This is a genomic window from Paenibacillus sp. FSL R5-0486, from assembly GCF_037975155.1.
GTDB lineage: Bacteria > Bacillota > Bacilli > Paenibacillales > Paenibacillaceae > Paenibacillus > Paenibacillus amylolyticus.
Map to the genome: position 1 here is coordinate 55904 of NZ_CP150237.1, position 14597 is coordinate 70500.

A 14597-nucleotide genomic window follows, 5' to 3' on the forward strand; every position below is an offset into this window, starting at 1 on the left:
TAATGGGTAAAACACCTGTGGGCAGATCAAAGGCTCCAACTAACCAAGGAAAATCTGCCGGTGCAAAAAGGCGCCTCATGCTTTGGATGACGTTTATGATTGTATTTGTAATATGGGCAGGATATACATTCCTTGTGCAGACTGCACAAATTTCGGACAAGAGTTCTCATCTGGCCACTCAGCAAGCTTCAAAGGAAGATACGTTGAAGAAGCTGGAACAGTTGAAGTACGAAGTCAGCCGGTTGAATGACCCTGAATACATAGGACAGCTGGCACGGAAAAAAGGATATTATCTTCCTGAGGAAACGCCGATCCAGGTTGAAGAGTCAGGGAACTGATGGAATTCGGTCTATTACCGAGCTAGGTTTGTTATCCGTGTGTCTGAAGCCGTTAAACCGGAAAAAATAGGCTCTCTGATGGGGTAGTGTTCAGTTGACCTTGGTTTATGGCATAAGGTATAATTACATTAGCGCAGCATTGATTTTGGCATTCAAAAAATCGGGTTGTATATTTTTAAGGGAGGATCATTTTATTCTATGGCAATTGAAGTGGGCACCAAGTTAGAGGGCAAGGTGACAGGAATCACGCATTTTGGAGCATTTGTGGATCTGTCAGGAGGTGTCACGGGTCTCGTTCACATCTCGGAAATCGCCGACAATTACGTCAAAGATGTCAACGACCACCTGAAGCTGAATGACCTCGTTACAGTGAAGGTTATCAACGTTGACAAGGATGGCAAGATCGGACTTTCCATTAAGCAAGCTGTTGACAAACCGGTTGAGCAACAAACCCAATCTAGACCCCCGAGAGCTCCTAGACCGGAACGCAGTGGAGGAGATCGCGAACGATTCAGCGGCGGAGGCCCAAGTGGTGGCCAAGGTCGTGGTGGCGGCGGTGGATTTAACCGTGGTGACCGCGGAGGCCGTTCTTTCAAGCCCGCAGCAGGCAAACCTTCATTTGAGGATAAAATGTCACGCTTCCTGAAAGATAGTGAAGAGCGGATCTCTTCGCTTAAGAAGAACACAGAAGGCAAACGCGGAGGCCGTGGAGCAAAGCGTGTGTAATCTGTCACAACCTGATCTAAACATATAAGTAAAACCGTTAGCCCATGGGCTAACGGTTTTTTTGCGTTTCTTTCACAGATAAGTAGTTGAATAGCTTTTTTTGTAAGGTGAAGCTCCATATCCCCAGTTTTTCTGCACGGCAAAATGAAACCATAAGAACATTTGTCGTCTACCATTTTTTACCGACAGGTTTCCGTGGCATTCCACAGTTATCCTGCTCAAATGGTGGCGAGACCAAACCATCTCCGGTTCAAAATCAGACATTCCGATTGTCGGAATCAAGTAGGAGAATGAATGAAACCACAATAAGGCCGGGGTTTCGCTCCACCGCGCCAGGCTTGTTTCTTTTGTCGTAAACTTTTTGGACCCTGCCCACCTATTCTGACAAACTACGTCTTCTAATCTATCTATAATCAGAACCATCGAGAACGAAACACGAAAATTCAAATTAATCGAATGGGGTGCCTTGAGGATGATGGAAAAGTGGAATGTCATTCAATTTCCGGGAATGAAAGCAGGTAAAGGAGGTACGGAAGCTCGGGAGGAGCTGTCGGTACGTCTGAAACAATGGCTTGGCTCCCGCAAGGCTGTCCAGATGGTTGCTTCCCGCAAATGGGTACTGTTGCTTACGTTTATGGGGTTCCTGCTCGGAAAGGCAATGATCCTGAATGAGTTATCTCCCTTTGCCATTGCTTACTTCGCCGTAATTGCTTTCATGCGCAGGGATTACATCATTCCGGTAGGCGCCGCTCTACTCGCAGGTAGTCTCTTTGCACCGTTTCCGGTACCACTCATTGTTGCATCGGAGATCGCCATCTTTTATCTGCTCTTCCGCGGTCTGGAGTCATATGATCGTGCTGAGTTATCTTATGCACCAACGATGGTGTTTACGACTACATTTATGGTCAAGTTATTCGCGGTTGTGATTGGATCATCCTTCAGCTGGTACGCGATGCTGATGCTCACGATGGATTCGATATTAAGTTTCGTGCTCACCCTTGTTTTTATACAAGCCATACCGATCTTCACTTACCGCAAAAAAAAGTTCAGCCTAAAGAACGAGGAGATCCTCTGCCTGATCATATTGCTCGCTTCCGTTATGACGGGAGCCGTAGGGTGGACCATTCAGTCTTTATCCGTCGAGCATATGCTCTCCCGTTATCTCATATTAATCTTTGCGCTGGTGGGCGGAGCCCCCCTTGGAGCCTCAGTTGGGGTCATTACCGGCTTGATTCTGAGTCTGGCTGACATGTCAGCGGTGTATCAGATGAGCCTGCTTGCTTTTGCCGGGATGCTGGCGGGTATGCTTCGAGAAGGCAAACGTGCGGCGGTTGCACTGGGCATGCTACTGGGTTCGTCCATTCTATCCATATATCTGGGCGGACCGGGCGATGTGATGAACTCATTATGGGAGACGTGTGCAGCTATCGTACTATTCATGTTAACACCTAAAAGCCTGATGACGGCGATATCCAAATATGTACCGGGTACGCAGGATCATACGAAATCGCAGCATGAGTATGCCAAACGGATACGGGATATCACGGCAGAACGGGTAACCCGGTTCTCACAGGTATTCCGTCAATTGTCACGTAGCTTTGATCAGATGTCCGGTGCAGGGGAGCAGGTACAGAAAGAAGGTGGAATGGACCATTTCATGAATGCGGTTGCCGAGGGCACATGTGCAAGCTGCTTCAAGCGTACACAATGCTGGGATGCGAAGTTTATTCAAACCTACAAATATATGACGGACGTGATGAGTACGATTGAAGGAAACCCCGAGATTTCAGGCAAGCAGATTCCAGTCGACTGGAACAGGGTGTGTGCGAAACCTGAAGAGGTCCTTGAGGTCATGCGTGCCCAGTATGGACTGCATCAACATAACATGCAATGGAAGCGTCAAATTATCGATAGCCGGCAGCTGGTTGCAGAGCAATTGTCCGGTGTATCTCAGGTCATGGAGGACCTGGCCAAAGAAATTCAGCGGGAAAGTGATGAGATGGTACAGCAGGAGGAGCAGATTCGGGACGCACTGGAGTCACTGGGCTTGTCCATTCACTCCATTGAGATCATCAATCTGGAAGCGGGCAATGTAGAGATTGAGATTGTACATGCATATACACGTGGATTCGATGAGTGCCGGAAAATGATTGCTCCGCTGATCTCGGATGTACTGGACGAGCATATTGCCGTCTTGCATGAGACCATGACCGATCCTCGTCAGGGACTGGCAACCGTCACGTTTGGTTCGGCCAAAACCTTCGAGGTTACCACGGGTGTTGCTGCCGCCGCAAAAGGGGGAGATGTGATGTCAGGCGACAGCTTCAGTACGGTTGAGTTAGGCAACGGTACATTCGCTGTGGCGCTCAGTGATGGAATGGGCAATGGAGAACGGGCACGCATGGAGAGCAGCGCGGCGCTGAACATACTGGAACAGTTGTTACAGTCCGGCATGGACGAGAAACTGGCCATCAAATCCGTGAACTCCGTTCTGATGCTGCGCTCCCCTGAAGAGATGTATGCAACAGTGGATATGGCGCTGATCGATGAATATACGGCAGAGACCACGTTTATGAAAATCGGATCGACGCCAAGTTTTATCAAACGAGGACAGGAGGTTATTCAGGTTTCAGCCAGCAATTTGCCAATCGGTATTATTAAAGATATTGAAGTTGATCTGGTGACGGTACAGCTTCAGCCGGGGGATATCCTCATTATGATGACGGATGGCATCTATGATGCACCGGGGTATGCGGTGAACAAAGAGTTATGGATGAAACGGCTCATTCAAGAGATTGATACAGATGATCCACAAGATTTGGCCGATTGCCTGCTTGAAAGTGTCATAAGATATCAGCAGCATGAGATATTGGATGATATGACCGTCGTTGTTGGAAAAGTAGAGCATTTCCGCCCTGAATGGGCCACACTGCGTGTGCCTGGCATCAACCGGATGGAGCGTCCACGGACCGTCAGTTAATTGCATATTCTTCTGTTTGAAGTCTCTTCATTCTGGCAATGCTAGTCATAGAGTTGGAGAGTAACGAATAACGGAGGGATATCGGATGAAACAAATCTTATTGATCACCGACGGTTGTTCCAATGTAGGACCAAGTCCGGTGCTGGCAGCGGCCGAAGCGCTGGAAGAGGGGATTACGGTTAATGTGGTTGGCGTGATTGATTATGGAACCATTGGTGAGCTGGGTAGCCGGGAGATTGAGGATATTGCCAGAGCCGGAGGTGGAATCAGCCAGATTGTAGGTACACGTCAGCTTGCCCATACGATGCAGATGATGACAAGGAAAACGGTGGTTCAGACCATTCAGCAAGCGGTTAATAGAGAGTTAACACAAATTTTGGGAGAGAAGGAGCCCAAAACGGTAACCGATCTGGAGCCTGCACAACGCGCCCGGGTCGTTGAAGTGATGGATGATATGGCTGAAACTACAGCGTTACAGGTTATATTGCTAATAGACGTCAGTGCCAGCATGAAGCCCAAACTGGCTGCGGTAGAAGAAGGCATTCGTGATTTAATGTTAAGTTTGCAGGCGCGTATAGGTCAGAGCAAGCTTTCCGTATTTCATTTTCCCGGACGACACAGCGGAGAAGATGCGGTAATGGATATTGACTGGACAACGGATCTAGGCCGTGTTCGGTCCTTGTTTGGAAGGTTGCAGATGAAGGGTGCAACGCCGACAGGTCCTGCAATTCAGAAGGTGATTGATTTTTACCGTTATGGTACACTGGAGAAACAGCAGGAAATAGAAGGGAACTATCGCATTGAAAGAGAAGGGATGCTCGGTGACAACGTTGTCTGACGCCTCTTTCCCGCCAGGAACAGTGGTTACAGGGAAATGGAATCGCAGTCGTTACACGATTCGGAAGCTACTGGGCAAAGGAGCTAATGGCATCGTTTTTCTTGTCCAACGGGGTGAAAATGGCAAACACTATGCGCTAAAAATGGGATTTGATCCGGTTGATCTGCAATCGGAAGTCAATGTGCTCAAATCTTTTCAACTACAGCGTAATCATGAGGCCCTTCGGCAGAGCGGCATTCCTTCCTATCTTAAAGATGTGGATGATTATGCCGTTCGTGGCCGGGATATTCCCTTTTATGTGATGCGTTACGTTAGAGGTGAGGCACTTCATCACTTTATTCGGCGTCAGGGGACAGACTGGACACTTCTGGTGGGACTTAGACTCTTGCAGAAGCTGGCACAATTGCATCAGGCAGGATGGGTGTTTGGTGATCTCAAACCTCAGAATGTGTTGGTATCCGACTATGGGCAGGTGGAATTGATCGACTACGGCGGAGTTACGTCGATTGGTCGAAGTGTCAAACAGTTCACCGAATGGTATGATCGGGGCTTCTGGAATGCAGGTAGCCGTACGGCAGATGGTACCTATGATGTATTTGCATTTGCATTATTGTTGATTCATGTACTTGAAGCAGACGCGCTCAAGGCACTGGCAGCCGAAGGATTACCGCAACTGCGAAGTGTGAATCAGCTCGTAGCATTGGTGGAGCGCAGTGAACGACTGGGTCCTTTTCGCAATTGGACGACTCAGGCATTACGAGGTCAGTTTCGTGATGCAGGTCATGCGGCACAAGGGTGGAAGGAAATGATGGCACGCCCCACGCCTCTCCGCCGTCGTTCCAAAAGTACAACACCGCGCTGGCTTAAAAACGCATTTGCTGTATCTGTGATATTACTTATTGGAGTGCTCATCTATGCACTACTTTTCTGATCTGTGAGAGTGCATATACATAACGCAAGGAATGAGGAACAGGTATGGAGGCTTTACGCTGGAACATGCTGGTGAAGAACGTGCTGGATGCAGCGGAAGAGCATCAGTTATGGGTTCCCGGGGATCGGATTGTCGTCGCAGTATCGGGCGGGCCGGACTCGGTAGCTTTTTTGCATATCATGCACGAGATCAGCAAGCGGCATGTGCCACTTGAATTGATCTGTGCCCACGTGCATCATGGCTTCCGGAGTGAATCTGATGATGAAGCCGAGAAAATGATGGAACTGGCACAGCAGCTTGGTATTACATTTGAATGGACCAAGGCCGATGTACCTTCATATATGGAGCTGACGGGTCAAGGACCACAGGAAGCAGCCCGCAACAAGCGATATGCCTTTTTGCACGAAGTGGCTTCCAAATATAATGCGGCAAGCATCGCTTTGGCACATCATGCCGATGATCAGGCGGAGACGGTCATGCTTCATTTGCTTCGTGGAACCGGCTTGTCGGGACTCTCAGGAATGAAGTTTAAAAGACGAGAAAAAAATGTGGAACTTATTCGTCCATGCCTTCGTATAAACAAGACAGACCTTGTAGAAGCTTGTAATACCCAGGGTTTTATGTATTTCAATGATGAGAGCAACGCCCTGCGTAAATATCGGCGTAATGCCATTCGCTTGGATGTGCTTCCTTTTTTGGGGCAGTATAATGGACAACTCACGCCGTCATTGAATCGGCTTGCCGAAATTGTGGGTGATGAAGACGATTTCATTGAGCAGAGTGCATATGACACATACAGGTGTCTAGTGCAGGTGAACGGCGGAAGGCAAACCTTTGAGGTGCCTTCCTTCTTGAAGTTACATGTCGCTTTACAACGAAGGTTGATTAAACTAATATTGAATTATCTGCCTTTGGACAGTGATTTTGTCGACTTTACCCGTATAGAAACCATTCGGCGCAAGGTCATGGAGACCCATGTGACGACCTGGAGCCTGGATATAGGACAGACACTCGCCTGCACTCGGGAGTATAATCTGATTTCTTTTGGCATACGGACGGACGTACAGGATCAATCTTACGAGTATCGTCTTGCGCAATGGAGTGGAACTTATGAGCTTTCACTCACCCCAATTAACCGGTATATTCGGTTGATGACGGTGAGTCCCGAGGACTATCATGTACCGGAATCGGCGGATCAAGCCGCGTTTGATGCGGATCAACTGCTTATGCCGCTGGTTGTGCGTTCACGGTTACCTGGAGATACCATGAAAGTGATGGGATTAAACGGAAGCAAAAAGGTGAAAAATATTTTCATCGATGAGAAAATCCCCCCATCTGTCCGTCCACGTATTCCTGTGGTATGTGATGGAGCAGGTCATATTATCTGGTTACCGGGTGTTCGACGGTCCAATGTGGCTCCTGTCAGGGAGGGCACTTCCGCAATCCTGTACATGACTGTAGGCGATTCAGCGATTCAGGGGTAGTGGTTATGGTTCAGGTAAGGCTTTCATAGTATAACTTAGGAGGTTCGCACAGTTGCAGAACGACATTCAGGAAGTATTGATCAGTGAAGAAGAAATTCAGAGTAAAGTCAAGGAATTAGGCGCAACACTAAGTGCCGAATATGCAAATCGCAATCCTTTGGTCATTTGTGTGCTCAAGGGTGCGTTTATATTTATGGCTGATTTGGTTAAAAACATAACGGTACCTGTTGAAATGGATTTTATGGCGGTATCCAGTTACGGCGCTTCCACCAAGTCATCAGGTGTTGTCAAAATCATTAAGGATCTGGATGTATCCGTAGAAGGACGGGAAGTTCTGATTGTCGAAGATATTATCGACAGCGGACTTACACTCAGCTATCTGATTGAACTGCTAGAAAACCGCGGTGCCGAGTCGGTGCGAGTGGTCACGCTGTTCGACAAGCCTTCAGGCCGTAAAGTTGAGTTGGAAGCTCATTACACAGGCTTTGACATTCCTGACGCGTTCATCGTTGGTTACGGTTTGGATTTTGCGGAGAAGTACCGGAACCTGCCCTATATCGGGATTTTGAAGCCGGAAGTCTATAGTAGCTAATATCCTGCCCGACCCAAGCCTTGAGCTGTTCTTGGCTTCTGTTGAGAAGCCATGTCGGGCTATGTTAAAATAATTAAAGTGTCTCGAGAGGAGGTAGGGGATGAATCGGTTCATCCGGAATTCTGGTTTTTATTTGATTCTTTTTTTAGTTGTGGTGGGGATAGTCCAGTTCGTCAGCAATGGCGGCGAAGCCACCGATAATCCTAGATATGATCAGTTGCGTGCAGCGATCAAAGCCAACAATGTCTCTGAATTGACGGTTCAATTCAACGGTCAAACGTATCTCGTGACCGGTCAATACAAGAAGGCACCTGATGGCGCCAAATCAGAAAATTTCTCAACGTATATTCCTCCTACGGATGAGGCAATTAGTGAGCTTGTAGCTGCAAGTGAAACTAACAATTTCCAATATCATCAGGAGCCAATGAAAGGTGACAGCATCTGGTTGACGTTGCTGACTTCCTTTATTCCTTTGATCATTATGTTCCTGCTGTTCTTCTTCCTGTTTAATCAGGCTCAAGGCGGCGGCGGTAAAGTAATGAACTTTGGTAAAAGCCGTGCTCGTCTCTACAACGAAGAGAAGAAGCGGGTTACATTTGAAGATGTTGCGGGTGCTGACGAAGAGAAACAGGAACTTGTTGAGGTTGTAGACTTCCTCAAGGACCCTCGTAAATTCGCAGCAGTAGGTGCGCGGATTCCTAAGGGCGTATTGCTCGTAGGGCCTCCAGGTACCGGTAAAACATTGCTCGCTCGTGCCGTAGCCGGTGAAGCGGGTGTACCATTCTTCACTATTTCAGGTTCCGACTTCGTGGAAATGTTTGTCGGTGTCGGTGCATCACGTGTACGTGATTTGTTTGAAAATGCGAAGAAAAATGCCCCATGTATCATCTTTATCGATGAGATTGATGCTGTAGGACGTCAGCGTGGTGCTGGTCTCGGTGGTGGTCACGATGAACGTGAACAGACACTCAACCAGTTGCTCGTTGAGATGGACGGATTCGGAGTTAATGAAGGTATTATCATCATTGCCGCAACGAACCGTGCAGATATTTTGGACCCTGCCTTGCTGCGTCCAGGACGTTTTGACCGTCAAATTACGGTTGACCGCCCTGATGTAAGAGGTCGTGAAGCTGTCCTGAAAGTACATTCCCGTAATAAACCACTGACCAAAGATGTGAAGATGGATATTATCGCGAAGCGTACAACAGGTTTCTCTGGTGCGGATTTGGAGAATCTCTTGAACGAAGCGGCATTGCTTGCAGCGCGTCGTAACCGTAAAGATATTTCCATGAAGGAAGTTGACGAAGCGATTGACCGTGTCATCGTTGGTACGGAGAAGAAAAGCCGTGTCATCAGTGATCGCGAGAAACGAATCGTTGCTTATCACGAAGCAGGTCATACCATTGTTGGATACTTCCTCGAACATGCTGATATGGTACATAAAGTGACCATTATTCCGCGCGGACGTGCGGGTGGATATGTAATCATGTTGCCAAAAGAAGACCGTATGCTGGTTACCAAGCAGGAATTGCTGGATAAAGTAACCGGACTTCTCGGGGGTCGTGTAGCTGAAGAATTGTTCATCGGAGAAATTGGTACTGGTGCATACAGTGACTTCCAGCAAGCGACAGGTATTGTTCGCAGCATGGTTATGGAATACGGTATGAGTGAGAAATTGGGACCTATGCAATTCGGAAGTTCACAAGGACAGGTATTCCTTGGTCGGGATATCGGTCATGAACAGAATTACTCGGATTCCATTGCTTACGAGATTGATCAGGAAATGCAACGCTTTATTAATGACTGTTATGAGAAGTGTAAGGACTTGCTTGTTAAACATTCAAAAGAGATGCACCTGATCGCTCAAACTTTGCTTGAGGTTGAGACTTTGGAAATGGATCAGATCAAGCAATTGATCGAAACAGGTTCTTTGACTCCAAAAGCAGAGAATGACAATGATGGTGAAGGCACACCAACTGAAGGCGGAGAGCCAATCATCGACACCATCGGTGATGTGCGTGTTCGTATTCAAGGTAAAGATGAAACGCCTGAGCCACCAGCCGGAGATATTCCAAACGAAGCTCCGAATCTGGAAAAGGGTAATAACAATAACCCGGATGATGGCGGAACGAAGCCAACGTCTTAATGCATAATACATCTGGCTATGATAGCAGGTGAAATCAAGAGAGCCCTCGAGGCTCTCTTTTTTTATCCATTATTTTAAAAGAGGATAGATAAAGATAAACGGGAGTTAGATGGCGAACCAGTTAGCAAACAGGTGGTTACAGCGCTGTCCCGGGCCTTTTTCATTTATTGACAGAGTCGTGAACGTTGTGTAAATTAGTTGTTAAACCGCTTGTGATTCGTTTCTCAAGCGAAGATAACGACTTAGGTTAGCCCACGAAACAGCGCATGACGCTGTCCCGATAAAGGAGAGGATCACAGGTGGAAGCTCTGGCTTTAGAGCGCAAGGCTGAGATGAACCGCGAGCTGCGTGAGCGGCTTATGGTGTTGAAGAAGGAACGTAATGCCATTATTCTTGCCCATTATTATCAACGTGACGAAGTACAGGAGGTTGCCGACTTCCGTGGAGATTCATTTCTGTTAGCCCAGAAGGCAGCACAGACAGATGCGGATGTGATCGTTTTCTGTGGTGTTCATTTTATGGGTGAAAGCGCTAAAATTCTTGCGCCAAATAAAACAGTTATTATCCCGGACGAACGTGCGGGCTGCCCAATGGCAGATATGGTGAATGTGGATGGACTACGCAAATTGAAAGCACAACATCCTAATGCCAAGGTGGTTACGTATATCAATTCCTCGGCTGAGATCAAAGCAGAGACTGACATCTGTTGTACATCAGCGAACGCAGTCCGGGTTATTCAATCGGTGGATTCCGACGAAATTATCTGGGTACCGGATAAAAACCTGGGACATTATGTGCAGCAGCATACAGACAAGAAAATGATTATATGGGAAGGTTACTGCAACACTCACGATATGCTTACAGTCAAAGATGTGGTGGAGATGAGAGCCAAGCATCCCAATGCGGAGTTTGTTGTCCATCCAGAGTGTCGCCCTGAGGTTGTAGAAATGGGTGATTTTGTAGGCAGCACAACAGCTATTCTGGAGTATTGCAAAAATTCATCAGCGAAGGAATTTATCGTAGGTACCGAAGATGGTACAGGATATCAGCTTCGTCTGGATAGTCCGGATAAACAGTTCCACTTTGCTACCAAGTTCCTCGTATGTCCCAACATGAAGGTGAACAACTTGAAGAAACTGGTGAAATGCCTGGAAACGATGAAGCCGCAAATCTACGTGCCACCGGCCGTTGCCGACAAAGCCAGAGAATCGCTAGAGCGCATGTTGTTGGTAAAGTAGGATGCGCTACTCTTGCTCCAAGACAGGTGAATAACATGATACCGCAATATTTAGTTGATTTCGATCTGTCTGCGCTACCCATGGTAGAGACGGATGTACTGGTTATAGGCTCAGGGATTGCTGGTTTGTTTACTGCCATTAAGGCAAGCGAACAACAACGTGTATTAATGATCACAAAGAAGTCATTACTTGAAAGTAACACCAGATATGCGCAGGGAGGCATCGCTGCGGTTATTGCTGAGGATGATTCGCCTGCTTACCACTTGCAGGACACACTTGTAGCAGGAGCGGGCTTATGCCGCTCCGAAGCGGTAGAGGTATTGGTGAATGAGGGTCCCGACGGAGTGAAGGAACTGATTCGTTTGGGTACTTTATTTGATCTGGAGAACGGCGAGTTGGCGTTGACGCAGGAAGGTGCGCATAGCCACCGCCGTATTTTGCATGCCAACGGAGATGCAACGGGATATGAGATTGTACGTGCGCTTGCTGTTGAAGTGAATGAACATCCTGGGATTGAAGTATGGGATGAGCATTTTGTTGTTGACCTGATTACGGATCGAGATCGAGGGGAATGCATTGGCGCTCTGGTTCAGAAGGATGACGGATCGCAAGTGTTCGTGAAGGCACAGGCAACCGTTCTTTGTTCTGGTGGGGCAGGACAACTGTACCGATACACGACGAATCCGGATGTAGCTACTGCCGATGGTGTAGCCATGGCTTATCGGGCTGGGGCTATTGTTCGTGACATGGAATTTATCCAATTCCACCCCACCTCTCTATGTTACCCTGGGGCCCCGCGTTTCCTTGTGTCAGAAGCCGTACGCGGCGAAGGAGCATATTTGCGCAATGTGAAGGGTGAGCGCTTCATGGATCGTTATCATGCCCAGCTTGAACTTGCCCCACGCGATATCGTGGCACGAGCGATTGTTAGTGAGATGGAGTCCACCAACAGTACCTTTGTGTACTTGGACATTACACATGAACAGCCAGAGATGATCAAGCATCGGTTCCCTACCATATATGAGACTTGTATGCGTTATGGATTAGACATGACAACGGACTGGATTCCCGTTGCACCTGCTGCCCATTACATGATGGGTGGAGTGAAAACGGATTTAAGTGGAGAGAGCAACATCTCCCGATTATTTGCTTGTGGCGAGGTGTCTTCTACAGGAGTGCATGGAGCCAACCGCCTGGCAAGCAATTCTTTATCAGAAGCGATTGTATTTGGGCGGAGAATTGTTGATCGTATTCAATCTCTCCCTCCGCTTGGTTTATTACAAGCAAGAGGGGCTACGCCTTCATCTGTGGACATGAATAACATGAATAGCAAGATCATGAAAGAGCAAAAACCTATATCTGAAAGACGTTTACGACTACAGAAAATGATGGTTCGTCAGGTAGGTTTGCGCCGGAATGGTGAGGACCTGCAGAAGGCCATGGACAAGTTGCAACAGGAATTGCAATTTTTTGATCAGACACTCACGCATAAGGAAGAGCTGGAGTATGCCAACCTTCTGACCTGTGCCTGGTTAGTTACCAGCGGTGCATTACATCGCGAGGAGAGTCGGGGGGCTCACTATCGTGAGGATTTCCCGGCACGTGATGATATCGTGTGGCAGAAGCATAGTCTGCAGCAGCGAGAACAAGCGATTGTGGAGGAATTGATGTCATGATACTGAATGGATATAATGAAGGGCTTATCGAATCAATCAAAAACTGGCTTCGTGAAGATGTTGGTGCAGGTGACGTTACAACAAGTGTGACGATTCCAGCAGGCAACCAATCCAAGGCCATTATACACGCCAAAGACAATGGTGTTATTGCAGGCATGACCGTAGCTAAACTTGTATTTCAAGTCGTTGATCCTGATCTTGTATTTACACCGAAGGTAACAGACGGAGACAAGGTTACCCATGGCACGATTTTGGCCGAGGTAGAGGGAAGTACACATTCACTGCTTACGGGGGAACGACTGGCACTTAACTTGCTGCAACGTATGTCCGGAATAGCTACGCGTACGCGTGCCTACGTGGATGTGCTGGATGGTCTTGAGACCAGGCTCGTGGATACACGTAAGACAACGCCGGGCCACCGACTACTTGAGAAATACGCAGTGCGCGTGGGTGGCGGAGCGAATCATCGATTTGGACTGTACGATGCCGTTATGATTAAGGATAACCACATCAAGGGTGCAGGCGGAATCACCGAGGCGGTACAGCGTGCGCGAACCGTTATCCCACATACGATGACGATTGAAGTGGAGACTGAAAATCTGGAGCAGGTGAGAGAAGCCTTGCAAGCCGGGGCAGATATCATTATGCTGGATAACATGCATCCAGAGCGGATGCGTGAAGCGGTTGAACTTATTCGTGAACAGGCTCCTCATGTGAAGGTTGAAGCATCCGGTAACGTGTCTCTTCAGACCATTCGTGGTATTGCAGAGAGTGGTGTGGATGTAATTTCGGTTGGCAGGTTAACCTATTCCTTTGAGAGCCTGGATATTAGTCTGGATTTAAATGAAAAGAAAGAGGGGTGAACCTCTTTGATTCTAGTTGTAGACGTGGGGAACAGCAATATGGTGCTCGGCGTATATCAAGGCCGGGAATTGCTGCACCACTTTCGTCTGAGTACATCACGTCAGTCAACAGTGGATGAATACGGCGTATTGATTTATAATTTATTTCATATGTCCGGCATCAGGGCAAGTGACATCGAAGGTGTCATCATCTCATCTGTGGTTCCGCCACTGGTGAATGTAATCGAAGCGATGTGTGAGAAGTATGTAGGCAAAAAAGCTTTGCTCGTTGGGCCTGGTATCAAAACTGGCTTGAATCTGCGATACGAGAACCCTCGTGAAGTGGGTGCAGATCGTATTGTTAATGCAGTGGCAGCCGTTGAGAAGTATGGCGGCCCTCTCGTCGTGGTCGATTTCGGTACTGCAACGACCTTTGACTGTATTGACGAGAAAGGTCACTACCTGGGGGGAGCTATTGTACCTGGCATTCAGATCGCCACTGAAGCGCTCTATGAGCGGGCATCCAAGTTGCCTCGTATAGAGCTGGAGAAACCTAAAAAGGTCATTGGCCGTAATACTATTCATGCCATGCAAGCGGGTATTATATTTGGCTATGCAGGGCAGGTAGATGGTATTGTAGAACGTATTCGCGAGGAGATGGGAGCGAAGCCCCGAGTTATCGCGACGGGTGGTCTCGCTACACTTATCGCAGAAGAAACCCGTAGTATAGAGGAAGTTGATCCGCTGCTTACGCTTGAAGGGCTGCGTATTATATATGAGCGGAACCGGGAAAGGTGAGCATAGTG

12 protein-coding genes are annotated in these 14597 nt (G+C 47.9%); all 12 read left to right on the forward strand.

The genetic code is table 11. The annotated features are described in order from the left end of the window. The first annotated feature begins 2 nt into the window (after window positions 1-2). The 12 genes from MKY01_RS00270 (at window position 3) to MKY01_RS00325 (ending at window position 14589) form a co-directional block, all read left to right on the forward strand. A complete protein-coding gene (locus MKY01_RS00270; protein WP_017691358.1) occupies window positions 3-338 on the forward strand; it encodes a septum formation initiator family protein in 336 nt (111 codons plus the stop codon). Between the two features lie 198 nt (window positions 339-536). After that, window positions 537-1064, forward strand: coding sequence for a S1 domain-containing RNA-binding protein (locus MKY01_RS00275; protein WP_076292124.1), 528 nt, complete (start codon window positions 537-539; stop codon window positions 1062-1064). Window positions 1065-1536: 472 nt separating this feature from the next. After that, window positions 1537-4044 (forward strand): stage II sporulation protein E, encoded by a 2508-nt coding sequence (gene spoIIE, locus MKY01_RS00280; RefSeq protein ID WP_339284947.1) that lies wholly within the window; start codon window positions 1537-1539, stop codon window positions 4042-4044. Between the two features lie 85 nt (window positions 4045-4129). Then, the gene (locus MKY01_RS00285; protein WP_076329918.1) at window positions 4130-4882 is read left to right on the forward strand and encodes a VWA domain-containing protein; all 753 of its coding nucleotides are present in this window, start codon (window positions 4130-4132) and stop codon (window positions 4880-4882) included. Continuing rightward, window positions 4866-5813: a protein kinase gene (locus MKY01_RS00290; protein ID WP_036668459.1), complete on the forward strand. Its 948-nt coding sequence runs from the start codon at window positions 4866-4868 to the stop codon at window positions 5811-5813. Before MKY01_RS00285 ends, MKY01_RS00290 begins: the two co-directional genes overlap by 17 nt. Before the next feature lie 44 nt (window positions 5814-5857). Beyond that, a complete protein-coding gene (gene tilS / locus MKY01_RS00295) occupies window positions 5858-7297 on the forward strand; it encodes a tRNA lysidine(34) synthetase TilS (protein WP_339284950.1) in 1440 nt (479 codons plus the stop codon). A gap of 52 nt (window positions 7298-7349) precedes the next feature. Then, a complete protein-coding gene (hpt, locus tag MKY01_RS00300; protein ID WP_017691352.1) occupies window positions 7350-7889 on the forward strand; it encodes a hypoxanthine phosphoribosyltransferase in 540 nt (179 codons plus the stop codon). Window positions 7890-7989: 100 nt separating this feature from the next. Then, entirely contained in the window at window positions 7990-10035 is a 2046-nt protein-coding gene (ftsH, locus tag MKY01_RS00305) for an ATP-dependent zinc metalloprotease FtsH (protein WP_036606115.1), read from the forward strand. A gap of 299 nt (window positions 10036-10334) precedes the next feature. Beyond that, the gene (nadA, locus tag MKY01_RS00310; RefSeq protein ID WP_036606114.1) at window positions 10335-11273 is read left to right on the forward strand and encodes a quinolinate synthase NadA; all 939 of its coding nucleotides are present in this window, start codon (window positions 10335-10337) and stop codon (window positions 11271-11273) included. A gap of 35 nt (window positions 11274-11308) precedes the next feature. Further along, complete coding sequence (gene nadB, locus MKY01_RS00315) at window positions 11309-12949, forward strand: L-aspartate oxidase (protein ID WP_076329919.1); 1641 nt, start codon at window positions 11309-11311, stop codon at window positions 12947-12949. Further along, window positions 12946-13812 (forward strand): carboxylating nicotinate-nucleotide diphosphorylase, encoded by an 867-nt coding sequence (gene nadC / locus MKY01_RS00320; protein WP_076254636.1) that lies wholly within the window; start codon window positions 12946-12948, stop codon window positions 13810-13812. The genes nadB and nadC overlap by 4 nt, the downstream gene beginning before the upstream one ends. 6 nt (window positions 13813-13818) lie before the next feature. Beyond that, complete coding sequence (locus MKY01_RS00325; RefSeq protein WP_026081372.1) at window positions 13819-14589, forward strand: type III pantothenate kinase; 771 nt, start codon at window positions 13819-13821, stop codon at window positions 14587-14589. Window positions 14590-14597 lie beyond the last annotated feature (8 nt).

What these genes read in the sequence shown, in the direction of transcription:
- nadB (WP_076329919.1), top strand. Translation starts at nt 11,309, where the DNA reads ATGATACCGCAATATTTAGTTGATTTCGATCTGTCTGCGCTACCCATG.
- MKY01_RS00270 (WP_017691358.1), top strand. Translation starts at nt 3, where the DNA reads ATGGGTAAAACACCTGTGGGCAGATCAAAGGCTCCAACTAACCAAGGA.
- ftsH (WP_036606115.1), top strand. Translation starts at nt 7,990, where the DNA reads ATGAATCGGTTCATCCGGAATTCTGGTTTTTATTTGATTCTTTTTTTA.
- nadC (WP_076254636.1), top strand. Translation starts at nt 12,946, where the DNA reads ATGATACTGAATGGATATAATGAAGGGCTTATCGAATCAATCAAAAAC.
- MKY01_RS00285 (WP_076329918.1), top strand. Translation starts at nt 4,130, where the DNA reads ATGAAACAAATCTTATTGATCACCGACGGTTGTTCCAATGTAGGACCA.
- spoIIE (WP_339284947.1), top strand. Translation starts at nt 1,537, where the DNA reads ATGATGGAAAAGTGGAATGTCATTCAATTTCCGGGAATGAAAGCAGGT.
- MKY01_RS00275 (WP_076292124.1), top strand. Translation starts at nt 537, where the DNA reads ATGGCAATTGAAGTGGGCACCAAGTTAGAGGGCAAGGTGACAGGAATC.
- tilS (WP_339284950.1), top strand. Translation starts at nt 5,858, where the DNA reads ATGGAGGCTTTACGCTGGAACATGCTGGTGAAGAACGTGCTGGATGCA.